Here is a 23,748-nt window from a genome sequence, read left to right as displayed (position 1 = left end):
GTGTTTTTCGGCCGGAGCGGACCCTCACACACGGGCCCGCCCGGGGCGGCGCGCACCCCTTCTGATGTCCGCACTCAGGACCGCGGTCCGCGGATATCGGTGTGGCGGCGATGTGACGAAACCGTGAACTCCCGTACGGGAGACCGGAACTCGGTCTTGTGCACGACTGAGACGGGTGGGAATACTCGGCTCCGCACGTTGGCATGAACGCGACCCCCCGAGGCACTGCGCCGCGGGGCGGCACCGTTCGTGCCGGACCTCACTCTCCGGGCCCGTGCGACTCCCCACAGTCCGGGCCCTTCCCCCCACGGGAGGCTCTGAGTTGAAGCACCGACGCATACCCCACCGGCGCGCCGTTCTGGCAGGAGCCGGCGCGCTCGCACTCGCCGCCACCGCCACCGTCACCCTCGCCAACGCCCAGGCGTCCCCGGCCCCCACCACCCCCACGGTGGCCAGGCTGACCTCCGCCGCGGCCACCACCCTGGCATCCCAGCTCAAGACCGGCACGGCCGGCGCGTACTACGACGCACAGGCGAAGAAGCTGGTGGTCAACGTCCTCAGCGAGACGGCGGCCAAGGCCGTCCGGGCGAAGGGCGCCGAGGCCAGACTCGTCCGGCACACCCTCGCCCAGCTCGACGCGGCCCGGCAGACGCTGAAGGCCAAGGCCACCATCCCCGGCACGGCCTGGGGCATCGACCCGCGCAGCAACAAGGTCGTGGTCACCGCCGACCGCACCGTCACCGGCGGCAAGCTGGACCGGCTCACCCAGGTCACCCACAGCCTCGGCGACAAGGTCGAACTCCGGCGCAGCAAGGGGGAGTTCAAGCCCTTCATCGGTGGCGGTGACGCGATCTGGGGGAGCGGCGCCCGCTGCTCGCTCGGCTTCAACGTGGTCAAGGACGGCCAGCCCTACTTCCTGACGGCCGGCCACTGCGGCAACGCCGTCAAGAGCTGGTCGGACAAGCAGGGCGGCTCGGAGATCGCGACCACCGAGGACTCCAAGTTCCCAGGCGACGACTTCTCGATCGCCAAGTACACCGGGAACACCGAGCACCCGAGCGAGGTCGACCTCTACAACGGCAGCACGCAGAAGATCACCAAGGCCGCCGAGGCGACCGTCGGTGAGAAGGTGCAGCGCAGCGGCAGCACCACCCAGGTCCACGACGGCACCGTCAAGGCCCTGAACGCCAGCGTCAACTACCAGGAGGGCACGGTCGACGGGCTGATCCAGACCGACGTCTGCGCCGAGCCCGGCGACAGCGGCGGCGCGCTCTTCGACGGCGAGAGCGCCATCGGCCTCACCTCCGGCGGCAGTGGTGACTGCTCCGGCGGCGGCGAGACCTTCTTCCAGCCGGTCCCGGAGGCCCTGAAGGCCTACGGCGCAGAGATCGGCTGATCGCGGCAGCACCCCAGGACCGGCCCGGGCACGGCACCGGCCCCGGACCCGTCCGGGGCCGGTGCGCCGCGGGGGTCAGTCCGCCACCCGCCCGTCGCCCGGCCCGAACGCGGCCAGCGCCTCCTCGGCCGTCACCCGGGCCCGCACATACGTATCCGCCCAGTCGGCCGCCGACGGAAAGCCCGATTCCCGGGCGATCCGGGCGCAGGCCGCGTCGTAGTCGAAGGGGGTGTGCCGCAGGGTGACCGCGCCGCCGCCGGGCCCCAGCAGCGCCCAGTGCGCACCGGCCCTGCCGTACGGCATGCCGACGCTGCCGGGGTTGACCACCAGCCGGCCGTGGGTCAGCCGGACCTACGGCATGTGGGTGTGCCCGCAGACCACGGTCCGTACCGCCTCGGGCACCTCCGCCAGCACCTCGGCCCAGCGCGCGGGACGTGAGTCGACGAGCACCGTCTCCGCGTCGTCCCGGGGCGTGGCGTGGCAGAACAGGACCGGTCCGAGCCCGGTCACCTCCAGCGTCACGGAGGTGGGCAGCGACCGGAGGAACTCCCTTTCCTCCGGGGCGAGTTGGCCGGCCGCCCAGGCGCTCACCGGGTCCGTCGGACGGTCTTCCCCGCCGCCCGCCGGATCGCCGGTCAGCTCCCGGTCGGCGTTGCCCCGGACCCACACCGCGCGCTCCCCGAGGGCGTGCAGCAGGGCGAGGGTCTGGCGGGGCAGCGGGCCGGCGAGCAGATCGCCGGTCAGTACGATCCGCCCGGCGGCGCGGACGTCCGGCTCGGCGAGCACCGCCTCCAGGGCCGGCAGCACACCGTGGACGTCGGAGAGCACGGCGACCGGGGCCGAAGGGCCGTGCGAGGGCCAGATGTTGATGTCGGGCATGGGCCGAGCCTATGCTCCGGCGGCCCCCGCACAAGGCGGTCCCCGGGCACCACCCACCGGTGCCCGGGGACCTGGGTGCGGCGCTCAGAACTCGAAGACCGAGCTCAGACCGGCGCGCATCACACAGGAGTTGGCGTAGGTGTAGGTGTACGACACCCGCTTGCCCTGCCACACGCCGTCGGCGGTGACGACGATCGGGGCCCACTCCTTGGTGCACAGCCGGTCCGACTTGGGGCTGGTGACGGTGTTGAAGTCACCGGCCGCGGCGCGCAGTTCGGCGCAGGCGGCCTTCGGAGCCGGGTGGCTTCCGGAGGCCACCGGCATACAGCTGAGACTCACCGCGCGCTGGACCGTGGCGGTCGCGCGGCTGTCGCCCTGGCCGACCGTCAGGACCAGTTCCGACGGCGCGTAAAGACCGCCGGTGCGCGCGGGCTGTGCTGGGGCGGCGACGGCTTGGGCGCTGGTGGCCAGCGTGCCGAGGACCAGCGCCGTGCCGAGCGCGATCGCCCCAGTGGTGTACCGCATGACGAACACTCCCTTGCTCGAAGGTGCAGATACCGGACGGGAGTTTGGTCGAAACACGTCCCGAAAGCACCTTGAGTGGCCCTTCAGCGATCGCTTTGAGTCGTTGGGTGAAAGCTGAGAGTAATGGCGCGAACCTGACGGGAGGGGTTCCGGTAAGTGTGCGGGAAGCCGGGTGCGGCCAGCCGGGATGCCCGTGCATCATGCGGCGGGCAAGGGCCGGCGATGGCCGGGAAGGAAGCAAACCGGCCGCCGACCGGTCGTTCGGGTGGGTTTTGATCTCCGTCGATTGGCCGAAGAGGGGGCCCGGAGGCCGCCTCCGAACGGCCTGAGCGGCCCTGGGAGGTAAGAGGCGGTCCGCGGCGGGCCGCCTTACCCGCCGCGTTTCCGTATGCAATCCGGGGCGACCGGACTCAACTCCGGGGCGTGGGCCGCCCGTTGGGCGGCCCGTCCAGCCCCGGCAGTCCCGCCGTCAGCGCCCGCATACCGCGCACCACCAACTCGGCGGGCCCCTGTGGCCCGTTCACCGGCCCGTCCTCCGCCGCCCACTCCTCCACCGCGACCCGCATCGCGGTGTTCGCCGCGGCCGCGGCCAGCCGCACCTCCAGCGCGCCCGCGCCCGTCATCCGTGCCAGGACCGGCCGCAGTGCCTCCTCGGCGTCGTGGTGCACCCGGTGCCAGACCGCACGCAGCGCCGGATCGCCGGGCATCGCCCGCAGCAGCCCGCGGGTCCGGCGCAGCGCCTCCGCGGCCGGCTCGTCGGCGGGGCTCAGTGCCCGGCGGGCGGCCCGCTCCAGCGCCTCGCGGACCGTGGGCGCCGCCGGTCCGGCCGGCGGTGCGGCCAGGTCGTCGATCCACTGCCGCACCCCGACGGAGAGCAGCGGCGCCACCGCGTCCTCCTTGGTGCGGAAGTAGCGGTAGAAGGTGCGCAGGGCCACGCCGGAGGTCCGGGCGATCTCCTCGGCGGTGACCGCGACGCCGCGCTCGGCGAAGAGCGCCGCCGCACAACGGGCGATCTCCAGCTGGGTCGCGGCCTTGCGCCGCTCGGTCAGTGAGGGGCGGGCGGCGGGCGCTGCGGGGCGGTGCTCGGCGGGCGCGGACTCGGCGGACATGGCCCCAGCTTACGGAGCGGAACGCCAGGTCGGCACATGGCGCTCACTTGGCACATCATGCCACTTCGGCGTACCGTGCACGGCCAGGTGCAGAACGATCGCCGCAGCGCCGGTCGTCACCATCGCGAAGGGAGCGCCACCATGAACCGCTTCGAGGGACGCCGGGTCCTGATCACCGGGGCCGGCTCCGGCATCGGACAGGCCACCGTCCACCGGATCCTCGCCGAGGGCGGCCGGGTGGTCGCGGCGGACGTCGACGCCGCGGGCCTGGACGCCACCGCCGCCCGGGCCGCCGCGGACGGCACCGCGGACCGGCTGCGGACCGCGGTGCTGGACATAGCCGACGAGGCGGCGGTCCGCGCCGGCGTCGCCGCCGCCGTCACCGGCCTCGGCGGCCTGGACGTCCTGGTCAACGCGGCCGGCATCCTGCGCTCCGCGCACACCCACGAGACCAGCCTGGAGCTCTTCCACACGGTCATCGCGACCAACCTGACCGGCACGTTCCTGATGATCCGCGAGGCACTGCCGGCCCTCCTGGAGGGCGCGTCCCCGGTCGTGGTCAACTTCAGCTCCACGTCCGCCTCGTTCGCGCACCCCTACATGGCGGCGTACGCGGCGAGCAAGGGCGGCATCCAGTCCATGACGCACGCGATCGCCGCCGAGTACGCCAAGCAGGGACTGCGCGCGGTGTGTGTCGCGCCGGGCTCCATCGCCAGCGGCATGACCACCGGCCGCGGCCCGGGCCTCCCCGAGGACGCCGACATGTCGCTGTTCGCCAAGCTCGCCCCGGCCGTCGGCGAGGGTTTCGCGGGCCCGGAGACGGTCGCCGGCGTCATCGCGATGCTCGCCTCACGGGACGGCGCGTTCATCACCGGCACAGAGATCCGCATCGACGGTGGCACGCATATGTGACCGTCAGCACTCAACTCGAATGTTCCGGAAGGATGCTGACGGTACGTCAGGCTTGCCCGGTCTCGAACCGGCTCACCTTCCCGTCCGTCACCGTGAACTGCCAGCGCGTCCGCATCTCCCCCCAGGTGTCGTTGCGGTAGTCCGCCACGAGGGACAGTCCGTCGGCCGACTGCGATCGCACCGCCATGTGCCCGCGGGAGCCGAAGACCTCCCGGTCGGTCCACTCCCGAAGGTCGCGGTCGGTCCCGTCGTCGGACATCGTCGCGTCGGGGGTGAGCGCGGCGAAGAACGCCTGCTCGTCGTGGGCGTTGAGGGCGGTGACCAGGGCGCGCACGGCGGGGTGGGTCAGCCGGTCGGCGGGGAGGGGCATGTGCTGCTCCTTCGTGCGGTGCGGATGAGCGGGGTGTCCTTGCCGGGCCCGGCGGTTCAGGCCGGCGGTCGTCCGTCCTCCGGGGGCCGGCTCGCCCGGCGGTCCTGTTTCCGGAAGACCGACAGCAGGAGCGTGAGCACCGTGCCGCCGATCGCCCAGGCGGCGAGGACCAGCAGCGGGGCGGTCGTCGCGGCGCCGTCGAAGTACGCGAGTGAGCGTGCCGTCCAGGTGCCCGCGCCCGGGGGCAGGGCCGGGCCGATGGTGCGCCAGAACGGGGGCAGCAGCGGGTACGGGTAGGCGCCGCCCGCGCTCGGGTTGCCCAGGATGACGATCAAGAGGATCGCCAGGCCGATGCCGATGATGCCCAGCAGGGCCTGGCAGGCCAGCGTGGTGGCGCCCACCGCGAAGACCACCAGGGCACCCAGCCCCCACAACCCGGCGAAGGTGCCGGGCAGCGCGCCCAGGACCGGGCCGACGACGATCGCGCCGGCCAGCCCGGCGGCGATCGCGTACAGCGCGAGGGCGGCCAGCCGGATGACCGCCCGGTGCCCGTTGGAGGGCCGCGCCCCGGCGCTGATCGCGAGGATCGCGGCGCACAGATAGCCGCCGACGCACCAGCCGACGACCAGGTAGAAGGACGACAGGCTCCGGCTGTCGCCCCGGTCGGCGGGGGCGACGTCGACGGTCCGGACGGTGCGCCCCCGCGCCTTCTCGGCCGCGCCGACGACCAGTTCGACCGCCTGGGACAGCGAGGCGCCGCCGCCGCTCGCGACCAGCAGCCGGTCGGTGGTGCCGCGCGGATCGACGATCAGTGCCCCGTCGATCGTCCGGTCGGCGAGCCGCTGCCGCGCCACGCGTGCGGAGCGCAGCGCCCGCGGGTCCAGCGGGGAGCCGGGCGGCCGGTCCAGCTGCCGCACCACCTGCCCGGCGGCCGGCGGGGGAGCGACCACGCCGAACGGCACGTCCGTCGGCCGGGGCTGGTGGAAGGCGCCGGCGTACGAGGTGATGAACGCGGTCATCAGGCCCAGGACGCCGAGCACCAGCAGCGAGGCGTGCGGCGTCACCGCGCTCTTCACCTCGCGGAGGAAGGTGGTGCGGCTGCCGTCGTCCGTGGTGGCCATCCGTCACTCCTCGCCGCGGGTTCGCCCACCGGTGGCCGGGGAGGCGGCCACCGGAAGACGGCTTTCGCCCCGCTATCTTGCGATTGCCCCCATATCTTGCGATCCGCGGCCGATGGGTGCAGAACGGATGGGCCGAACGGCGCAGGGCGCGAAGACGATCTTTCCAGGTGCCCCGGCGTGTTGTTCGTACGAATGTTCGACGAGCGGGTTATGGTGGAGGTGAGGAACGAGGGACACAAGGTCAGCCGGGGGGCGGTGAGGTGCAGGAGGTGCGGATGCCAGGGTTCACGCATCTGCACACCGCTTCGGGGTTCTCCCTGCGCTACGGCGCCTCCCACCCGGAGCGGCTGGCCGAGCGCGCCGCCGAACGCGGGCTGGACGCCCTCGCCCTGACCGACCGGGACGGCCTCTCCGGCGCCGTACGGTTCGCCCGGGCCGCCGCGGAGGCCGGCATCCGCCCGCTCTTCGGCGCGGAACTGGCCGTCGCGGAGCACACCCCCGAGCCCCCGGCCACCACCCGCCGGCGCACCCCCGTGCGCGGCGGTGCCTTCCTCGACGAGTCCGCCGCCCGCGCCGTCTTCCTGGCCCGCGACGGAGCGGCCGGCTGGGCCGCCCTGTGCCGGCTGGTCTCGGCCGCCCACGCGGGCGGCGGCGACCGGCCCGTGCTGTCCTGGACCGACCTGGAATCCGCCGCGGACGGCCTCACCGTGCTGCTCGGCCCGGACTCCGACATCGGCCGGGCGCTGGCCGCCGGCCGCCCGGACCGCGCCGCCCGGCTCGTCGCCCCCTGGCGCGAGCGCTACGGCGAGGCGCTGCGCCTGGAGGTCGTCGACCACGGCCGGCCCGGCAGCGGCCCCGGCTCCACCCGGCTGGCCGCCCGCACCCTCGGCTTCGCCGTCGACCAGGGCATCCGCGCCGTCCTGACCAACGCGGTCCGCTACGCCGACCCCGGCCAGGGCCCGGTCGCCGACGTCCTGGACTCCGCCCGCCGCCTGGTGCCGGTGGACCCGCACCGCCCCGAGTCCTGGGACAGCGGTGAGCGCTGGCTCAAGGACGCCGCCGCGATGGCCCGCACCGCCGAGCGGATCGCCGAGGCGGCCGGCTTCCGGCGCGGCCTGGCACACCAGCTGCTCGCCATGACCGAACGGACCGCAGGGGAGTGCCTGGTCGACCCGCAGGACGACATCGGACTCGGCCGGATCCACTTCCCCGAACCCCGGCTGGTCGGCGCGGAACGCCGCACCGCCGCCCGGGTGCTGCGCTCGCGCTGCGCCGCCGGCATGGTCCTGCGCGGCCACGACCGCGACCGGACGCGCTGGGCCCGGCTGGACGACGAGCTGCGCACCATCGAACGGCTCGGCTACCCCTCGTACTTCCTGACCGTCGCCCAGGTCGTCGACGACATCCGGCAGCGCGGCATCCGCGTCGCGGCCCGCGGATCCGGCGCCGGGTCCCTGGTCAACCACCTCCTCGGCATCGCCCACGCCGACCCGGTCGAGCACGGGCTGCTGATGGAGCGCTTCCTGTCGACGCGGCGGGCCGCGCTGCCGGACATCGACATCGACGTGGAGTCCGCCCGCCGGCTGGAGGTCTACCGCGCGATCTTCGACCGCTTCGGCGCCGAGCGGGTCGCCACGGTCTCCATGCCCGAGACCTACCGCGTCCGGCACGCCGTACGGGACGTGGGCGCCGCGCTGGGCATGGACCCGGCGCGGGTCGACCGGCTCGCCAAGGCGTTCCCGCACATCCGCGCCCGCGACGCCCGGGCCGCGCTGACCGAGCTGCCGGAGCTGCGCGGCGTCCGGGAGTCCGGGACCGAACGGCTGTGGGAGCTGGTCGAGGCGCTGGACGCCCTGCCGCGCGGCATCGCCATGCACCCGTGCGGGGTGCTGCTCTCCGACGCCACGCTGCTGGACCGCACGCCCGTCGTGCCGACCAGCGGCGAGGGCTTCGCGATGTCCCAGTTCGACAAGGACGACGTGGAGGAGATGGGGCTGCTCAAACTCGACGTGCTGGGCGTCCGCATGCAGTCCGCGATGGCACACGCGGTCGCCGAGATCGGCCGCGCCACCGGCCACCGGCTCGACCTCGACGACCCCGCACAGGTGCCGCCCGGCGACCCGGCGACCTATGACCTCATCCGTTCCACCGAGACGCTCGGCTGCTTCCAGATCGAGTCGCCGGGCCAGCGCGATCTGATCGGCCGGCTGCAGCCCGCCACCTTCCACGACCTGGTGGTCGACATCTCGCTGTTCCGCCCCGGCCCGGTCGCCGCCGACATGGTCCGGCCCTTCATCGACGCCCGGCACGGCCGGAAACCGGTCCGCTATCCACACCCGGACCTGGCCGAGCCGCTGCGCGAGACCTACGGCGTGGTGGTCTTCCACGAGCAGGTCATCGAGGTGCTGCGGATCATGACCGGCTGCGCCCGGGACGAGGCGGACGAGATGCGGCGCGCGCTGTCCGAGCCGGAGCTGCAGGGCCGGGTGCGCGCCTGGTTCGCCCAGCGCGCCGAGCGGCGCGGATACGCACCCGAGGTGATCGCCCGGACCTGGGAGATCGTCGAGGCCTTCGGCTCGTACGGCTTCTGCAAGGCGCACGCGGTGGCCTTCGCGGTGCCCACCTACCAGTCCGCCTGGCTCAAGGCCCACCACCCCGCGGCCTTCTATGCCGGGCTGCTCACCCACGAGCCGGGGATGTACCCCAAGCGGCTGCTGCTCGCGGACGCCCGGCGGCGCGGGGTGCCGGTGCTGCCGCTGGACGTGAACCGCTCCGCGGTCACCCACCGGATCGAACTGGTGTCCGGTCGGGAGGGTTCCGGTTCCGCGGACACCTGGGGGCTGCGGCTCGCCTTCTCCGACGTCCACGGCATGAGCGAGGCCGAGGCGCGGCGGATCGCGGACGGGCAGCCCTACCACTCCCTCCAGGACCTGTGGCAGCGCGCCCGGCCGTCCCGCCCGATCGCCGAACGCCTCGCCCGGGTGGGCGCGTTGGACGCCTTCGGCGCGAACCGGCGGGACCTGCTGCTGTACGTCTCCGAGCTGCACCACCACGGACGGCAGGCGACCGGCGGCCAGTTGTCGCTGCACACCGACCTGGAGGAGCGGCGGGCCGACCCCGTCGAGCCCGCCGGACTGCCCGACCTCAGCGACGTCGAACGGCTCAGCGCCGAGCTGGGCGTCCTCGGCATGGACGCCTCCCGCCATCTGATGGCCGACCACCGGGAGTTCCTGGCCGAACTGGGCGCCCTGCCGGCCCGGCTGCTGCGCGATGCCAGGAACGGCGAGACGGTGCTGGTCGCCGGCGCCAAGGCGGCCACCCAGACCCCGCCGGTCCGCTCCGGCCGCCGGGTCATCTTCACCACCCTCGACGACAGCACGGGTCTGGTCGACTGCGCCTTCTTCGACAACAGCCACGAGGCGTGTGCCCACACCGTCTTCCACTCCTGGCTGCTGCTGGTGCGCGGCACGGTCCAGCGGCGCGGGCCGCGCAGCCTGAGCGTGGTCGGCAGCGCCGCCTGGAACCTCGCCGAACTGGCCGAACTCCGCCGCGAGGGCGGCCTGGAGGCGGTCGCCGCCCGGCTCGCCGCGGAGCCGGACCGGCCCACGGCCGGACCGGACGCGGCCGTCGACGCGGGCCCCGGCGAAGAGCCCGGCGAAGGCGCCGGCGAGGGAGCCGGGGAGCCCGCACCGGCCGGCGCCGGGCCGGGCCGCACCATCCGGCTGGAGACCGGCTACGAACTGCACCCGTGGGCCGACCTCCAGCCCCCGGGTGAACGCGCCGCCACCGGGCGGAAGCTGTGGCACGCGAGTCCCGGGAGCGCGGGATGACTCCAGCGACCCGGCCCCCCGCCCCGCCGCCGCGGCCCACCGGCGCCGCGCGGCCGCCCGGCATGCTCCACGTCCGCTTCCGCAACGCCCACGACACGCCGGTGAGCGCCGGACAGTTCGAGCAACTGCTGGGCCTGCTGGCGCAGTTCACGCCGACGGTCGAGGCGCTGCCGCCGGACGCCGCGCTGGCGGACGTCCGCGGCGCACTGCGCTACTTCGACCGCGACGCGGCGGGCATCGCCGAGCTGATCCGGCTGCGCGCACTGGCCTGGCACGGCGTACGGTGCACGATCGGGATCGCCGCCAACCCGCTGCTCGCCCGGATGGCGGCGCACGCCGCGGCGCCCGGCGAGATCCGGACCGTCCCCGACGACGCCGAGGCCGTCACCGCCTTCCTCGACCGCCGGCCCGCCTCGGCGCTGCACGGCGTCGGCCCGGCGACCGCCCGCGCGCTCTCCGCGTACGGGCTCGACAGCGTCGGCCGGATCGCCGCCGCACCGCCCGGGACCCTGCAGCGGATCCTCGGCGCCCGGGCCGGCCGGGTCGTCCACGACCGGGCCCGCGGTATCGATCCCACGCCGGTGGTGCCCAATGCCGTCGCCCGCTCGATGGGCGCCGAACACCGCTTCGTATACGACGAGTTGGACCCGGAGCGGCGCCGCCGGGCGCTGCTCTCGCTCGCCGACGAGCTCGGCGCCCGGCTGCGCACGACCGGGCAGGTGGCCCGCGCGCTCACCCTCACCGTCCGCTACGCCGACCGCTCCACGACCACCCGCACCCGCCGGCTCGCCGAACCGACCGCGCACGGCCCCGCGCTGACCGAGGCGGCCTACGCGCTGCACGCCGCGCTGGGACTGCAGCGGGCCCGGGTGCGGTCCGTGGCGCTGCGGGCCGAGGACCTGTGCCGCGCCGAACTCGCCGCGCGGCAGCTGAGCTTCGACCCGTCCGACGACAAGGCCCACCGCATCGAGGCGGCCGTCGACCGGGCCCGGGCCCGCTTCGGCGCCGGCGCCGTACGCCCCGCGGCGACCCTCGGCGGAGCCGCCCGCCGCACACCCCCGTCCCGGCACGCCACCAAGCCCCCCGGCCCGGGCGCCGGCCGGCACTGACCCCCGACGGGCCCGGCGGGTCCGGCCCCCGACGGGCACGGCGGGTCTAGCCGTAGAGCCGCTCGACGTACCGCGGGCCGTAGTGCTCCTCCAGCTCCGCCAGCGACTTGTCCGGCGCCTCGACGCCCCTGACGATCCGCGCCCGCGACGGCACCGCGTCCGGCTCCCAGGTCTCCGGCCGCCACAACTCCGAGCGCAGGAACGCCTTGGAGCAGTGGTAGAAGACCTCCTCGACCTCCACCAGCAGTGCCAGCCGCGGGCGGTTGCCCTTGACGAGGAGCCGGTCGAAGAACGGGGCGTCCCGCAGCAGCCGGGCACGGCCGTTGATCCGCAGGGTGTCGCCGCGCCCCGGCAGGACGTAGTTCAGCCCGACGTGCGGATTGGCGAGGACGTTCACGAAACCGTCCATGCGCTTGTTGCCGGGGCGGTCGGGGATGACGAGGGTGGTGTCGTCCAGGACGAGGGTGAAGCCCGCCGGGTCCCCCTTGGGCGAGACGTCGCACCGGCCCTCGGCGTCCGAGGTGGCTATCAGGCAGAACGGTGAACGGGCCAGCCACTGGCGATCGAAGTCGTGCAGCCGGTGGCGGGTCTTGTTGGCGGCATGGGAATTCGGGTGCCCCATCAGCTCCCGCAGCTCCGCCTCCGACGAGACCTCCGCGACCCCCGTGAGATCCGCCGTCCCCGAGTGAGCTGCCGTCTCCGAGTGACCTGCCGTCCCCGCGCGGTCCGCCGTTCTCGCGCCGTCCGCCGTCGTCGTCTCCATGGGTGTCTCCCCTCCGTCACCTGCCTGGTCAACGCGGTATCGACGGTACGCGACGGGTCTGACAACCGGCCCGGCCGAGTCGCATGAGTGAGGTATCCGACACGGCGGGCACGGCAGCACGGAACGGCAGATTCGACCCCCGTGCGTCCGGTGAGGGTTATGTGCGTTTTCCTTCACCGTCACACGACTGGTCCTTCTTGCTTACCCAGCCGTAACTTACTTGCCAGTCAACTGTGTTGGCCCTTGCGATCCGGATCGCAGGTGAACGACTCACCGAGCACCTCGGAGTCCCCTCACCCCCCTCACACCCCCCGCAAGGAGCCTCGTATGAAGCTGCGCTGGTCCCGACCACTGACCCTGCTGCCCGCCCTCGCCCTCACCCTTGGTTTCGCCACCGCTCCCGCCTCCGCCGACGCCCCCACCGTCCGCAGCGGCTGGAACAACTTCTCGTGCAAGCCCTCCGCCGCCCATCCGCGGCCGGTGGTCCTGGCGCACGGCACGCTCGGCAACTCCGTGGACAACTGGCTCGGTCTCGCGCCCTACTTGGTGGCCCGCGGTTACTGCGTCTTCTCCCTGGACTACGGCCAGCTCCCCGGCGTACCGCTCTTCCACGGCCTGGGGCCGGTCGAGGCCTCCGCCGGGCAGCTCGCCACCTACGTCGACCGGGTGCTGGCCGCCACCGGCACGCAGAAGGTCGACATCGTCGGCCACTCGCAGGGCGCCATGATGGCGCGCGTCTACCTGAAGTTCCACGGGGGCGCGGACAAGGTGAACACCCTGGTCGGGCTGGCCCCTGACAACCACGGCACCGATCTCGACGGGCTGACCCGCCTGCTGGACCACTTCCCCGGTGCCAAGCAGTACCTGAGCAAGCTGACCCCCGGGCTGACCGACCAGATCGTCGGCTCGGACGTGCTCAACCGCCTCAACGAGGGCGGCGACACCGTCCCCGGCGTGCACTACACGGTGATCGCGACCAAGTACGACGAGGTCGCCACGCCCTACCGGACCGCCTACCTCGACGGCCCCGACGTGCACAACATCCTGCTCCAGGACCTGTGCGCGGTCGACCTCTCCGAGCACGTCGCCATCGGACTCGCCGACCCGGTGGCCTTCCACGAGACGGCCAACGCCCTCGACCCGGCCCACGCCACCCCGACCACCTGTCTGAACACCTGACGGTTTGCCGGCCCGGCCCCCGTATGTGAGGGGCCGGGCCGTGTGCCGTCCACCCTGGAGCGCGGTCTCAGCCCGCGGTCAGCAGGGCGTCGGTGCACTGCGCGGCCAGCTCCTCGGCGTGCGCGGGCAGCGGCTCCCCGCCGCGCAGATGGCGGCGCACCAGGGACAGCGGCAGGTCGACGACGGCGAGCGACACCCGCTCCAGGCCCAGCTCGCCGTGCAGCCCCAGCGCGCCCGCGAGCGCCGCCACCGCCGCCCGGACCCGCATGTTCCCCTCGTCCGCGCGGCGCAGCTGCTCCTCCGGCCAGTCGTCCCGGCCGAACTCGTGCGCCCCGTACAGGAGCAGCGCGGCCTCCTGGGGGTGCGCACGGCTCCAGGCGACGACGTGCCGGGACGCCGCCCGGCCCCCGTCGCGCGGCCCGTCCCCCGACCGCAGGGCCGCGAAATAACCCTCCTGGAAGCCCTCGACGGTGCGCAGCCACACCTCGGCGAGGAGCGCCGGACGGCCGGCGAAACGGTGGTACAGCGAGCCGCTGGGGGCGCCGACGGCCTGGGCGACCGCGGTCATGGTGACGCCCGAGGGCCCGTGCTCGGCCGCCAGTCCTACGGCGGCGTCGAGGAGCTGTGAGATGTCGAAACGGGGTGGCCTGGCCATGTTCTAGAGGGTACTCTCCACAATAATTGGAGGCAGTCCTCCAAAACCCCTTTTCCCTGCGCTGCGCCGCGCCCCCGTGGGCCCGGCGCCCGTTCCACGCCTCACGGAAAGGCCACCCGATGGGTGTCTACAACGTGCACGAGCGGGTGCTGCCCGTCCCCGACGCCGAGGCCGGCCTGCTGATCGACGGCCTGTCCGGCGCCGGCGACCGGCTCTGGCCGGGCCGCGACTGGCCCCCGATGGTGTTCGACGGCCCGCTGGCGGCGGGCGCCACCGGCGGCCACGGCCCGGTCCGCTACACCGTCGCCGCGTACGTCCCGGGCCGCTGGGTCCGCTTCACCTTCAGCGGGCCGCGGGGCTTCGACGGCTTCCACGAGTACACCGTCCACCCGCTCGGACCCGAGCGCACCCTGCTGCGCCACACCCTCGCCATGCGCGCCCGCGGCCCGGCCCGGCTCACCTGGCCGCTGGCCTTCCGCCCGCTCCACGACGCGTGTCTGGAGGACAGCCTGGACCGCGCCGAACGCGCCTGCACCGGCCGTGTCGCCCGGCCCGCCCGCCGGAGCCGCTACGTCCGCCTGCTGCGCCGCCTCGTCCGCTGAACCGCCCGCACCGCCCACGCGCCGGCGCAACGCCGTACCGGCCTGCAACGAGGCCCCGGCATCACCGCACCGCCCACGCGCCCGGCGCAACGTCAGGAAGCCGAGCGCCGCACCGGCGAGGGCCGGCGGGATCGCCGGCAGCCGGCCGGAGAGGACGAGGACCACGGCCGTCAGCACGGCGCTCGCGCCCACGCCGCACCACAGGGGAGTGCGACGCGGCAGCAGCACCAGCACGGTGGCCGGGCCGGTGCCGCGGCGGTCCACCCCTTCGCCGGAAACAGCGCGCCGCCGCCCCCACGGAGAGGGGACGGCGGCACTCCCGGCGGCGGCCGGGCCTGTGGGGGGCTTGTGGGGGATCAGCCGCGGTGGCGGGCGGCCTTGCGGCGGGTGGTGGCGAACAGCACCGCGGCACCGGTGGCCAGCACGGCCGCACCACCGACGGCCAGCGGGGTGGTGGAGGAGTCACCACCGGTCTCGGCCAGCCGCTGCCCGCTGACCGGCTTGGCGTCCCCGTCGGTCCGCGCGGCATTGCCACCGGCCTTCGCGGCGACCGCCTTCTGCTCCGCGGCCGGCGCCCCGCCCTTGTCCGACGGCGCCACCGCGTCCTTGCCGTCGGTGCCGTTGCCGCCACCGTGGTGGCCGGGGGCGGTCATGTCGTGGCCGTGGGCGGACATGTCCATCGAGGACTTGTCCGCGCCCGCCGCGAGCTGGCCGTCGGTCGGCGCGGAGGCGGCCGGCGCCGGCGCGGTGCCGGACCGGGACCCGCCGCTGTCCTTCCCGAACACCACGTCCGAGCAGGTGTAGAAGGCCTCGGGGCTGTCCGACCGCTGCCAGATGCTGTAGATCAGGTGCCGCCCGGAGCGCTGCGGCACCGTGCCGTCGAAGACGTACTCCCCGTTCGTCAGCGTCGGGTCGGTGACCTTCACGAACGGCTTCGACTCCAGGTCCGACCACTTCAGCGGCTTGCTCGGGTCGTAGCCGGACTTGGTGAGGTAGAGCTCGAAGGAACCCCTGTGGGGGGCGGTGGCCTTGTAGCGGAACGTGTGCTTGCCGGCCCGCATCTTCGACGCCGGCCAGTCGGCCCGCGGCAGGTCCAGGCCCTTGAACTGGGCGTTGCCGGCGCTGCAGAGCTTGCCGTCCGGGATCTTCTCCTTGGACCTGCCGCCGGCGTTGCCGTCCCGCACCCCGTTCCAGTCGTAGAACTGCTGCGCCCCGCCGGCCTGCACGGCCGCCTTGCACGCCGCGGACTTGGGGCTCTCCGGCCCCTCCGTGTAGCAGGCCAGGACCCGGCTGACCGGGTCCGACATCGAACCGTGCGCGACGGCCGGCCCCGCGGAGAGCACGGTGAGCGCCAGCGGCGCGATCCCGGCCAGCGCGATCCCGGTGGCCTTGCGACGAACGGTCATGGTGGGGGTCTCCTTCATCAGGTGCGTCGAGCAGTGGTCGAGCAGTGGGGGAAAGCAGCGGGGGAAGCAGCTTCCGCAAGGGGCAGCCGGAGGTGGGGGGTCGGCGCACGGACACCGGCGCCGCCCCCCGGTGACCGGCACCGGCGGCCCGCCTGCTGCCGCCTTGCGAGAAGCACGCTAGCCCCGCTGAACAGCCAATTCGCCCCCGAAAGCCGCTAGGTGAGGATCTTTATGGCGCCCTTAAGGGACCGCTAAGCGGGGCCACAGGCAGGCCGGGAGGAAACGGGCGCGGGGTGCCGGGGGCCGGGCATGCGGGGGCGTTGTCAGTGGTCGATGGCAGCATCGAGGCATGAGCACGCACCTGTCTGCCGACCCGTCCCCGCAGTCCCGCGACCTGACCCCCGACGATTCCGCCCGCCGGCCGGCCGAGGAGGAGCCGGCCGCCCTTCCGGTGGCCGATGCGGCCTACTGGGAGGCCGCCGCCGAGACCTTCGACGACGAACCGGACCACGGGCTGCGCGACCCGGCCGTGCGCGCGGCCTGGGCCGCCCGGTTGCGGGAGTGGCTGCCGGCCGGGCCCGCCGAGGTGCTCGACCTGGGCTGCGGCACGGGCAGTCTGGCCCTGCTCGCCGTCGAGCAGGGGCACCGGGTCCTGGGCGTCGACCGTTCCGCGCGCATGATCGAGCGGGCCCGCGTCAAGCTCACCGGGCGGGACGCCGTCTTCCTGGTGGGCGACGCCGCCGAACCACCCGTGGGGGAGCGGCGGTTCGATGTCGTGCTGGTGCGCCATCTGCTGTGGGCGCTGCCCGATCCGGCGGCCGCACTGCGCCGCTGGGCCGCTCTGCTGCGGCCCGGCGGACGGCTGGTCCTGGTGGAGGGCCGCTGGGGCGAGTCGGACCCGATCGGCATCACGGCGCCCGAACTGGCCGATCTGGTCAGCCCGTTGGCGGCACGTATGGTCGTGCAGGACCTCGCGCACGACGCGGTGTTGTGGGGCAAGGAGGTCCGTGACGAGCGGTACGCCCTGTTGGCCGACATACCTGACTAACCGTTCCGCTGCGCTTTGCGGCGCCCCGTACGTTGTCGGCCGTCCCGCCGTGGGGCTTCTCGCCGTTGCTCCCCCACTGCCTAAAGGGCGTGGGAGGTACTCCCAGCGGCGGGTGTGGTGTTGTCGGGTGCGGTGACAGCCCTACAGACTTCGTCCTCCGGTCTGTCCCCTCCCGTGAGTGGGTGGAAGAGGTGAGTGGGGGCGGGCGTGGTTCTGGTCGCCGCCCGCGCGTACGGGCCACGGGCACCCCCACCGGCCGTTTCCCTTCCCACTACGGGAGGGGCTGGACCGGAGGACGAAGCCTGGAGGGCCAGAACCGCACCCGACCACCCCCAGCCCGCCGCAGGCGCAACGGCGAACAAGCCCCGCGGCGCAGCAGGCGGGTACGTGCGGGGCGCCGCAAAGCGCAGCGGCGAGCGAGCCCCGCGGCGGGACGGACAGGTACGTGCGGGGCGCCGCAAAGCGCAGCGAAACGGCGAGCAACCACCGCGGCGGGAAAGCCAGGTACGTGGGCGGCACCGCAAAGCGCAGCGGTATGGCTCGTTCCGGGTGGTTCGGCGGCGGGGTCGGTGGTCGATACATCTATTGGCGCGTACGGTGATCGTGCCGGTCGCCAGCGGGATGCGGCGGTCGGCCGCCCACGAAGGAGGAGCCGCCCGTATGTGCGGAATCACCGGATGGATCGCCTACGACCACGACCTCACCACCCAGCGCCCCACCATCGAAGCGATGACCGCGACCATGGCCTGCCGCGGGCCGGACGACGCCGGCAGCTGGCTCGGTACCCATGCCGCCCTGGGCCACCGCCGGCTCGCCGTCATCGACCTCGACGGCGGCAGGCAGCCCATGACCGTCGATCACGACGGCCGGACCGTGCTCGTCACGACGTACAGCGGCGAGGTCTACAACTACCGCGAGCTGCGCTGCGAACTGGAAGGGCTGGGCCACGCCTTCCGCACCAGCAGCGACACCGAAGTGGTGCTGCACGCCTACCTCGCATGGGGCGAGGCGTTCGCCGACCGCCTCAACGGCATGTACGCGTTCGCGCTCTGGGATCCCCGTACCGAGGAACTCCTGCTGGTCCGCGACCGGATGGGCATCAAGCCGCTCTACTACCACCCCACCGCCGACGGCGTGCTGTTCGGCTCGGAGCCCAAGGCGATCCTGGCCCACCCCGACGTACGCCCCACCGTCGACGCCGAGGGCCTCGCCGAGCTGATCACGTTCACCAAGACCCCCGGCCACGCCGTCTACAAGGGCATGCACGAGGTCCGCCCCGGCCATCTCGTCCGGGTCCGCCGGGGCGGCCTGACCGTGCGCCGTTACTGGGCCCTCGAAGCCCGCGAGCACACCGATGACCGGGACACCACCGTCGCGCACATCCGCGACCTGCTCGACGACATCGTCGCCCGTCAGCTGATCGCCGACGTACCGCTGTGCACCCTGCTCTCCGGCGGACTGGACTCCTCCGCCATCACCGCGCTCTCCGCCAAGGCGCTGGCGGAAGCCGGCCGCGGTCCGGTGCGCTCGTTCGCCGTCGACTTCACCGGCTACACCGAGAACTTCCGCCCCGACGACCTGCGCGGCACCCCCGACGGGCCGTACGCCCACGCCCTCGCCGCACACGTCCGCGCCGACCACCACGACATCGTCCTGGACACCGCCGCCCTGATGGACCCCGGCCACCGTGCCGCGGTGCTCGCCGCCCGCGACCTGCCGAACGGCTTCGGCGACGGCGACACCTCGCTCTACCTGCTGTTCAAGGCCGTCCGCGAACAGTCCACGGTCGCCCTGTCCGGCGAGTCCGCGGACGAGGTCTTCGGTGGCTACCGCTGGTTCCACGACCCCGAGGCCGTGCACGCCGACACCTTCCCCTGGATCGCCGCGGGCCTCTCCGGCCGTTTCGCCGGCGGCACCGCGGTCCGCGAGGCGCTGCTCGACGCCGCACTGCTCGCCGAGCTCGATCTGCCCGGCTACGAGGCCCGCCGCTACCGCGAGGCGCTCGCCGAAGTGCCGTACCTCGACGGCGACACCGGCCACCAGCGCCGGATGCGCGAGATCAGCTACCTCCACCTCACCCGCTTCGTGCAGATCCTGCTCGACCGCAAGGACCGCGCCAGTATGGCGGTCGGCCTGGAGGTCCGGGTTCCGTTCTGCGACCACCGCCTCGTCGACTACGTCTTCAACACCCCCTGGTCACTGAAGACCTTCGACGGCCGGGAGAAGTCGCTGCTGCGCGCCGCCACCCGCGACGTCCTGCCCGACGTGGTCGCCGACCGCGTCAAAAGCCCCTATCCCAGCACCCAGGACCCCCACTACACCGAGGCGCTCCGCGCCGAACTCAAAGAACTGGCCGCCGACCGCAATGCCCCCGTCCGCCCGCTGCTGGACCCCGCCGTACTGGCCGAGGTCACCGCCGACGGCGCCACCCAGGACATCCGCCCCGGCGCCGAACTGGCCCTCGGCATGAACGCCTGGCTCCGGACGACGGGCACGACACTGGAGGCCTAGCGAGCTCCCGCGAGCCTGCCCCTACGCGCTTCCGGCCTTCCGCGCCGCCTTCCGCGCCGCCTTCCGTGCCTCCCGGCGCGCCGGGCGCTCCTGACGCACAATGGATGCCACAAAGAGATCCGGCACCCCGTCACGGCACCACCAGGAGCGCCCCCGTGTCCCCGCAGACCGTGAGCATCACCATCGACCAGGCCTCGGCCGTCGCGCCCTTCGAGCAGGTCCGCACCCAGATCGCGGACCAGGCCAGGGAGGGCGCCCTGCCGGTCGGCTACAAGCTCCCCACCGTCCGCGGCCTGGCCGAGGACCTCGGTCTGGCCGCCAACACCGTCGCCAAGGCGTACCGCGCCCTGGAGACCGACGGTGTGATCGAGACCCGCGGCCGCAACGGCAGCTTCATCGCGGCGGCCGGCGACGCCGCGGAGAAGGAGGCCGCCGCGGCCGCCGAGAGCTACACCCGGCGCGTCCAGCGCCTCGGCCTGGACCGGCGCGCCGCCCGCACCGCCGTCGAGAACGCCCTGCGCGCCACGTATGGAGCCGAGGACTGACGGGCACGACCAACGGGGCCCGACAAGGCCCCGGCCGCAACGGCAACCACGGCAATCCGCCCCGCGCCTCCCGAAAGGACCGCCTCCCGATGCCCAGCAAACAGGCGCTCGTCCGCCGCCCCGGTCCGCGCCTCGCCGAGGGCCTGGTCACCCATATCGCCCGGCGTCCGGTCGACCCGGTACTCGCCCTGCGCCAGTGGGAGGGCTACGTCCAGGCGCTGCAGGACCACGGCTGGCGGACCACCGAGGTGGCGCCCGCCGACGACTGCCCGGACGCGGTGTTCGTCGAGGACACCATGGTGATGTTCCGCAATGTCGCCCTGCTCGCCCGCCCCGGCGCCGACCCCCGCAGGCCCGAGATAGCGGCCGCCCGGGAGGCCGTCGAGGCACTCGGCTGCTCCGTCAACGTGATCCGGCCGCCCGGCACCCTGGACGGCGGCGACGTCCTGAAGATCGGCGACACCGTCTACGTGGGCCGCGGCGGCCGCACCAACGCCGAAGGCGTACGCCAACTCCGCGCCGCCTTCGAGCCGTTGGGGGCCCGCGTGATCGCCGTACCGGTCAGCCGGGTGCTGCACCTCAAGTCCGCGGTGACCGCGCTCCCCGACGGCACCGTCATCGGCCACCCGCCGCTGGTCGACGACCCGGCCGCCTTCCCGCGCTTCCTGCCCGTCCCCGAGGAGGCCGGCGCGCACGTCGTCCACCTCGGCGGCGACGCCCTCCTGATGTCCGCCGGCGCCCCCGGGTCCGCCGCCCTCTTCACCGACCTCGGCTACCGGCCGGTCCCCGTGGACATCTCCGAGTTCGAGAAACTGGAGGGCTGCGTCACCTGCCTCTCGGTCCGGCTGCGCGGACTGTACGCATGAGACGTGCCGCACGCTGAACGGCTCGGGCGCGGTACCCGGGCGCCTCGTGCGCCTGCCGCCGCCCGCCCCCGCACCCGGCCTATCGTGACGCCATGAGCAACCTCGATACCAGACCCGCGCCGAGTCTGTGCGGGGGCACCGGCCGCACCGGCCCGGTCCGCGACCTCCAGCCCGGCAAGCAGGTGCCGCTCGGCGAGAGCACCGTGGTCCGCCGGCTGCTGCCCAACCTCGGCCGGCGGATGGTCGGCGCCTGGTGCTTCGTCGACCACTACGGCCCCGACGACATCGTCGACCAGCCCGGTATGCAGGTGCCGCCGCACCCGCACATGGGACTGCAGACGGTCAGCTGGCTGCACGCGGGCGAGGTGCTGCACCGCGACAGCCTGGGCAGCCTGCAGACCGTCCGCCCGCGCGAACTCGGCCTGATGACGTCCGGCGGAGCCATCGCCCACTCCGAGGAATCCCCGCGCGACCACGGCCCGTTGCTGCACGGCGCCCAGCTGTGGGTCGCCCTCCCCGCCGAACACCGCCACACCGCGGCGCACTTCGAGCACCACACCGACCTGCCACGGGTCACCGGCGGCCACGGCGGCCTCACCGCCACCGTCATCCTCGGTGAACTGGACGGCGCCACCTCCCCGGGCACCACCTACTCGCCCCTCGTAGGCGCCGACCTCGCCCTCACCGCCACCACGGACACCCGCCTCCCCCTCAACCCCGACTTCGAGTACGCCGCCCTGACCATCTCCGGCGAGACCGAGGTCGACGGCGTCCGCCTCACCCCCGGCGCCCTGCTCTACCTCGGCTGCGGCCGCACCGACCTCCCGCTCCGCGCCCACTCCGACAGCAGCCTGATGCTCCTGGGCGGCGTACCGTTCGAGGAACAGATCGTGATGTGGTGGAACTTCGTCGGCCGCACCCACGAGGAGATCGCCGAGGCCCGCACCGACTGGATGGACACCACCCGCTTCGGCACCGTCCACGGCTACGCCGGCCCCCGCCTCCCGGCCCCCGACCTTCCCCCGGTCGTCCTCAAGCCACGGGGACGGGAGCGCTGACGGGACGCCCAGCCGGTGCACCCGGAAGGCCAGAGCCGTACATCGCCGCCTGCCGACCGCTTGCCCCGTCCCCCGGCGCCCCGGATAGGGTCACGCGGTCGGAGGGGGGCGGGCGAAGCGAGGGTTCGGTGTGATCTGGATAGGTGTGGGCGCATTGGTCGCCGCGGTGGTCTGTGCGTACGTGGTGCGGGTCGCGCATGGGCGGGCTCGGGCCATGGAGAGCACCGAGACGCTGCCGGTGGCGGATCTGCGGGCGTTGCACGAGGCGGCGGCGGCAGCCGCGGGCCCCGGGCACTTCCGGTACCGGTGTGAGGTCGTCGGGCAGGCCCTGCCCCACCAGGACGGGGTGCTGCGGTCCGAGCTGGAGGGCGTGGACTGCGTGTGGCACCGGCACCGGATCACCCGCAAGTACGAAGAGGTCTACCGCGACGGCAACGGCAACCGGAGGCGCAGGACGTCTACCGATGTGCTGTCCGAGCACTCCAGCCCGACCGCGTTCTTCGTGGCCGACGCGACCGGGAAAATGGTGATCCGTCCCGGTGAGCACGAGGTCGTCGGGGCGGAGAAGGTGCTCGACCGGTTCGATCCGCATACCGGGGGAGGCGGGAGGCGTCTGCGGATCGGGCCGCTGAGCCTCGATCTCGGGAGCGGTGACGGGACGATCGGGTACCGGCGCGAGGAGTGGGTCGTCCGCCCCGGCAGCCGGTTCTACGTCCACGGTGAGGCCGCCGACGGGGACGGCCGGCTGGCGGTCGGCGCACCGGCCGAGGGCGGGGTCTTCGTCATGTCGGTGAAGTCCGAGGAGGAACTGCTCCGCGGCGAGAACAACAAGGTGTGGATCTTCGGGCTGGGGGCGGGGGTCGCCGCCGTCGCGGGGCTGGTGTTCCTGGTGCTGGGGATCGTCGGCTGAGCGACTGCCCCCGGTCGGCTGAGCGCCGGCCCCCACCTCGAAGGCGGCCTCAGCGGGTCACCTGGAGCAGGAAGGTGGGGTCCGGCAGGTCGTGGTCGGGGCCGGGGCGGGCCGGGGTCCGCAGTTCGAGGGCGCCGGTGCAGGCGACCCGGTCGGCCACCCGGGCGCAGGCCACCGCGCTGTGCAGGTCATCGGTGGCCAGCATCGGGCTGACGGCGCGGCCCGTGCGGCCGCCCGGGTGCGAGGTGAGCCGGGCGTCCCGGCCCACCCAGATCGACACCTTCTCCGCGCCGCCGGACCGTGGCTGCACCTCCGACCAGACCGTGCCGCAGGCCGGGCTGAACAACAGCCGCACGGTGTAGGTGGCGTCCGTGATCGTGCTCGCCGTTCGGGCGTCGCGGTGGCAGCCGAACCGTTTCGGGTAGCGGCCCTCGCAGCGGTGCCCGTGGCAGGGGTCGGGCGCGGTCCACTCCGCCCGTACCGCGTGCGCCGGGATGCTCGCGATCGAGGCCGCCGCTCCCATGGTGGCCAGCACGGCCGTCAGGGCCATCAGCGCCGCGGCACCCCGCAGTTTCCGCCGCGCGGGGCCGGTGGGCGGCGCCGGCTGCCGGGTCTCCGTGGTGGCCGCCGCGTTCCCGGCCGGTGCCGGTGCCGTACGGGCCCGGTGCGCCGCCTCGCACAGGCCGAGCAGCCGCGGCTGGTCCGCCCCGGCCACCCGGCCCAGCGCCTCGACCGCGGCGCGCGGCGGCAGCTTCTCGCCGTTGAGATAGCGGTGCCAGGCGGACTTGCTGTACGGCGTGCGCTTGGCCAGCCCGTCCAGGCTCAGCCCGGTCCGCTCCTTGAGTATGCGCAGCTCCTGGGCCAGGAGCTGCCCGGCCGGATCGAGTGTGTCGGGCAGCGGCCGCCAGCGGGACACCATGTGCGCCTCCCTTACCGCCCTGCCTGTGATCCGGC

Annotated in this window: 20 protein-coding genes and 1 pseudogene; 12 read left to right on the top strand and 9 right to left on the bottom strand. The window is 73.9% G+C overall.

The window, feature by feature from the left end; all coding sequences use genetic code 11:
- The first annotated feature begins 322 nt into the window (after positions 1-322).
- Positions 323-1,396 carry a S1 family peptidase gene (locus ACFV1J_RS31380; RefSeq protein WP_385863738.1) on the top strand — a complete coding sequence of 358 codons (1,074 nt, stop codon included), beginning with the start codon at positions 323-325 and terminating at the stop codon, positions 1,394-1,396.
- A gap of 75 nt (positions 1,397-1,471) precedes the next feature.
- On the opposite strand, the pseudogene ACFV1J_RS31375 reads toward ACFV1J_RS31380, so the two are convergent.
- From ACFV1J_RS31375 to ACFV1J_RS31365, 3 genes and pseudogenes are all read right to left on the bottom strand, one after another.
- Positions 1,472-2,275 (bottom strand): annotated as a pseudogene (locus tag ACFV1J_RS31375) (metallophosphoesterase family protein).
- Between the two features lie 84 nt (positions 2,276-2,359).
- A complete protein-coding gene (locus ACFV1J_RS31370; protein WP_385863736.1) occupies positions 2,360-2,800 on the bottom strand; it encodes a subtilase-type protease inhibitor in 441 nt (146 codons plus the stop codon).
- Between the two features lie 410 nt (positions 2,801-3,210).
- Positions 3,211-3,909 (bottom strand): TetR/AcrR family transcriptional regulator, encoded by a 699-nt coding sequence (locus ACFV1J_RS31365; RefSeq protein WP_385863734.1) that lies wholly within the window; start codon positions 3,907-3,909, stop codon positions 3,211-3,213.
- A 141-nt stretch (positions 3,910-4,050) separates the two neighbouring features.
- On the opposite strand from ACFV1J_RS31365, the gene ACFV1J_RS31360 reads away from it, so the two are divergent.
- Positions 4,051-4,821, top strand: coding sequence for an SDR family NAD(P)-dependent oxidoreductase (locus ACFV1J_RS31360; RefSeq protein ID WP_385863733.1), 771 nt, complete (start codon positions 4,051-4,053; stop codon positions 4,819-4,821).
- 46 nt (positions 4,822-4,867) lie between these two features.
- Here ACFV1J_RS31360 and ACFV1J_RS31355 read toward each other — a convergent pair whose 3' ends face one another.
- Complete coding sequence (locus ACFV1J_RS31355) at positions 4,868-5,191, bottom strand: nuclear transport factor 2 family protein (RefSeq protein ID WP_385863731.1); 324 nt, start codon at positions 5,189-5,191, stop codon at positions 4,868-4,870.
- Between the two features lie 56 nt (positions 5,192-5,247).
- Positions 5,248-6,312 carry a DUF3533 domain-containing protein gene (locus ACFV1J_RS31350; protein ID WP_385863729.1) on the bottom strand — a complete coding sequence of 355 codons (1,065 nt, stop codon included), beginning with the start codon at positions 6,310-6,312 and terminating at the stop codon, positions 5,248-5,250.
- A gap of 275 nt (positions 6,313-6,587) precedes the next feature.
- Here ACFV1J_RS31350 and ACFV1J_RS31345 point away from each other — a divergent pair, with 275 nt between their 5' ends.
- Complete coding sequence (locus ACFV1J_RS31345) at positions 6,588-10,142, top strand: DNA polymerase III subunit alpha (protein ID WP_385863727.1); 3,555 nt, start codon at positions 6,588-6,590, stop codon at positions 10,140-10,142.
- The gene (locus tag ACFV1J_RS31340; protein ID WP_385863724.1) at positions 10,139-11,251 is read left to right on the top strand and encodes a hypothetical protein; all 1,113 of its coding nucleotides are present in this window, start codon (positions 10,139-10,141) and stop codon (positions 11,249-11,251) included. Before ACFV1J_RS31345 ends, ACFV1J_RS31340 begins: the two co-directional genes overlap by 4 nt.
- Before the next feature lie 46 nt (positions 11,252-11,297).
- Here ACFV1J_RS31340 and ACFV1J_RS31335 read toward each other — a convergent pair whose 3' ends face one another.
- Positions 11,298-12,014: a pyridoxamine 5'-phosphate oxidase family protein gene (locus tag ACFV1J_RS31335; protein ID WP_385863721.1), complete on the bottom strand. Its 717-nt coding sequence runs from the start codon at positions 12,012-12,014 to the stop codon at positions 11,298-11,300.
- Positions 12,015-12,341: 327 nt separating this feature from the next.
- Here ACFV1J_RS31335 and ACFV1J_RS31330 point away from each other — a divergent pair, with 327 nt between their 5' ends.
- Positions 12,342-13,193 carry an esterase/lipase family protein gene (locus ACFV1J_RS31330; RefSeq protein WP_385863719.1) on the top strand — a complete coding sequence of 284 codons (852 nt, stop codon included), beginning with the start codon at positions 12,342-12,344 and terminating at the stop codon, positions 13,191-13,193.
- A gap of 67 nt (positions 13,194-13,260) precedes the next feature.
- On the opposite strand, the gene ACFV1J_RS31325 is transcribed toward ACFV1J_RS31330, so the two are convergent.
- Positions 13,261-13,848 carry a TetR/AcrR family transcriptional regulator gene (locus ACFV1J_RS31325; RefSeq protein WP_385863718.1) on the bottom strand — a complete coding sequence of 196 codons (588 nt, stop codon included), beginning with the start codon at positions 13,846-13,848 and terminating at the stop codon, positions 13,261-13,263.
- A 119-nt stretch (positions 13,849-13,967) separates the two neighbouring features.
- On the opposite strand from ACFV1J_RS31325, the gene ACFV1J_RS31320 reads away from it, so the two are divergent.
- Entirely contained in the window at positions 13,968-14,450 is a 483-nt protein-coding gene (locus tag ACFV1J_RS31320; RefSeq protein WP_385863716.1) for an SRPBCC family protein, read from the top strand.
- Positions 14,451-14,806: 356 nt separating this feature from the next.
- On the opposite strand, the gene ACFV1J_RS31315 is transcribed toward ACFV1J_RS31320, so the two are convergent.
- Complete coding sequence (locus ACFV1J_RS31315) at positions 14,807-15,856, bottom strand: lytic polysaccharide monooxygenase (RefSeq protein WP_385863713.1); 1,050 nt, start codon at positions 15,854-15,856, stop codon at positions 14,807-14,809.
- 349 nt (positions 15,857-16,205) lie between these two features.
- On the opposite strand from ACFV1J_RS31315, the gene ACFV1J_RS31310 reads away from it, so the two are divergent.
- The 6 genes from ACFV1J_RS31310 (at position 16,206) to ACFV1J_RS31285 (ending at position 22,794) form a co-directional block, all read left to right on the top strand.
- A complete protein-coding gene (locus tag ACFV1J_RS31310; protein ID WP_385863711.1) occupies positions 16,206-16,904 on the top strand; it encodes a class I SAM-dependent methyltransferase in 699 nt (232 codons plus the stop codon).
- Positions 16,905-17,564: 660 nt separating this feature from the next.
- The gene (asnB, locus tag ACFV1J_RS31305) at positions 17,565-19,415 is read left to right on the top strand and encodes an asparagine synthase (glutamine-hydrolyzing) (RefSeq protein WP_385863709.1); all 1,851 of its coding nucleotides are present in this window, start codon (positions 17,565-17,567) and stop codon (positions 19,413-19,415) included.
- 155 nt (positions 19,416-19,570) lie between these two features.
- Entirely contained in the window at positions 19,571-19,960 is a 390-nt protein-coding gene (locus ACFV1J_RS31300) for a GntR family transcriptional regulator (RefSeq protein ID WP_385863707.1), read from the top strand.
- Between the two features lie 89 nt (positions 19,961-20,049).
- Positions 20,050-20,826: a dimethylargininase gene (gene ddaH / locus ACFV1J_RS31295; protein WP_385863705.1), complete on the top strand. Its 777-nt coding sequence runs from the start codon at positions 20,050-20,052 to the stop codon at positions 20,824-20,826.
- 92 nt (positions 20,827-20,918) lie between these two features.
- The gene (locus tag ACFV1J_RS31290) at positions 20,919-21,884 is read left to right on the top strand and encodes a pirin family protein (RefSeq protein ID WP_385863701.1); all 966 of its coding nucleotides are present in this window, start codon (positions 20,919-20,921) and stop codon (positions 21,882-21,884) included.
- A 214-nt stretch (positions 21,885-22,098) separates the two neighbouring features.
- The gene (locus ACFV1J_RS31285) at positions 22,099-22,794 is read left to right on the top strand and encodes a GIDE domain-containing protein (protein WP_385863699.1); all 696 of its coding nucleotides are present in this window, start codon (positions 22,099-22,101) and stop codon (positions 22,792-22,794) included.
- A gap of 49 nt (positions 22,795-22,843) precedes the next feature.
- On the opposite strand, the gene ACFV1J_RS31280 is transcribed toward ACFV1J_RS31285, so the two are convergent.
- Entirely contained in the window at positions 22,844-23,713 is an 870-nt protein-coding gene (locus ACFV1J_RS31280; protein ID WP_385863698.1) for a helix-turn-helix domain-containing protein, read from the bottom strand.
- Positions 23,714-23,748: the final 35 nt, after the last annotated feature.

It is taken from the genome of Streptomyces sp. NPDC059649 (assembly GCF_042734445.1).
Classification (GTDB): domain Bacteria; phylum Actinomycetota; class Actinomycetes; order Streptomycetales; family Streptomycetaceae; genus Streptomyces.
Note: the sequence above shows the minus strand (reverse complement) of the source record. Positions and strands in the feature narration are given on the sequence as shown.

Bases quoted from the DNA above. Each gene is read 5' to 3' on its own strand.
- ACFV1J_RS31310 (WP_385863711.1), top strand. From the start codon at position 16,206: ATGAGCACGCACCTGTCTGCCGACCCGTCCCCGCAGTCCCGCGACCTG.
- ddaH (WP_385863705.1), top strand. From the start codon at position 20,050: ATGCCCAGCAAACAGGCGCTCGTCCGCCGCCCCGGTCCGCGCCTCGCC.
- ACFV1J_RS31280 (WP_385863698.1), bottom strand. From the start codon at position 23,713: ATGGTGTCCCGCTGGCGGCCGCTGCCCGACACACTCGATCCGGCCGGG.
- ACFV1J_RS31320 (WP_385863716.1), top strand. From the start codon at position 13,968: ATGGGTGTCTACAACGTGCACGAGCGGGTGCTGCCCGTCCCCGACGCC.
- ACFV1J_RS31365 (WP_385863734.1), bottom strand. From the start codon at position 3,909: ATGTCCGCCGAGTCCGCGCCCGCCGAGCACCGCCCCGCAGCGCCCGCC.
- ACFV1J_RS31330 (WP_385863719.1), top strand. From the start codon at position 12,342: ATGAAGCTGCGCTGGTCCCGACCACTGACCCTGCTGCCCGCCCTCGCC.
- ACFV1J_RS31340 (WP_385863724.1), top strand. From the start codon at position 10,139: ATGACTCCAGCGACCCGGCCCCCCGCCCCGCCGCCGCGGCCCACCGGC.
- ACFV1J_RS31355 (WP_385863731.1), bottom strand. From the start codon at position 5,191: ATGCCCCTCCCCGCCGACCGGCTGACCCACCCCGCCGTGCGCGCCCTG.
- ACFV1J_RS31335 (WP_385863721.1), bottom strand. From the start codon at position 12,014: ATGGAGACGACGACGGCGGACGGCGCGAGAACGGCGGACCGCGCGGGG.
- ACFV1J_RS31290 (WP_385863701.1), top strand. From the start codon at position 20,919: ATGAGCAACCTCGATACCAGACCCGCGCCGAGTCTGTGCGGGGGCACC.
- asnB (WP_385863709.1), top strand. From the start codon at position 17,565: ATGTGCGGAATCACCGGATGGATCGCCTACGACCACGACCTCACCACC.
- ACFV1J_RS31345 (WP_385863727.1), top strand. From the start codon at position 6,588: ATGCCAGGGTTCACGCATCTGCACACCGCTTCGGGGTTCTCCCTGCGC.
- ACFV1J_RS31315 (WP_385863713.1), bottom strand. From the start codon at position 15,856: ATGACCGTTCGTCGCAAGGCCACCGGGATCGCGCTGGCCGGGATCGCG.
- ACFV1J_RS31285 (WP_385863699.1), top strand. From the start codon at position 22,099: ATGGAGAGCACCGAGACGCTGCCGGTGGCGGATCTGCGGGCGTTGCAC.
- ACFV1J_RS31370 (WP_385863736.1), bottom strand. From the start codon at position 2,800: ATGCGGTACACCACTGGGGCGATCGCGCTCGGCACGGCGCTGGTCCTC.
- ACFV1J_RS31360 (WP_385863733.1), top strand. From the start codon at position 4,051: ATGAACCGCTTCGAGGGACGCCGGGTCCTGATCACCGGGGCCGGCTCC.
- ACFV1J_RS31350 (WP_385863729.1), bottom strand. From the start codon at position 6,312: ATGGCCACCACGGACGACGGCAGCCGCACCACCTTCCTCCGCGAGGTG.
- ACFV1J_RS31325 (WP_385863718.1), bottom strand. From the start codon at position 13,848: ATGGCCAGGCCACCCCGTTTCGACATCTCACAGCTCCTCGACGCCGCC.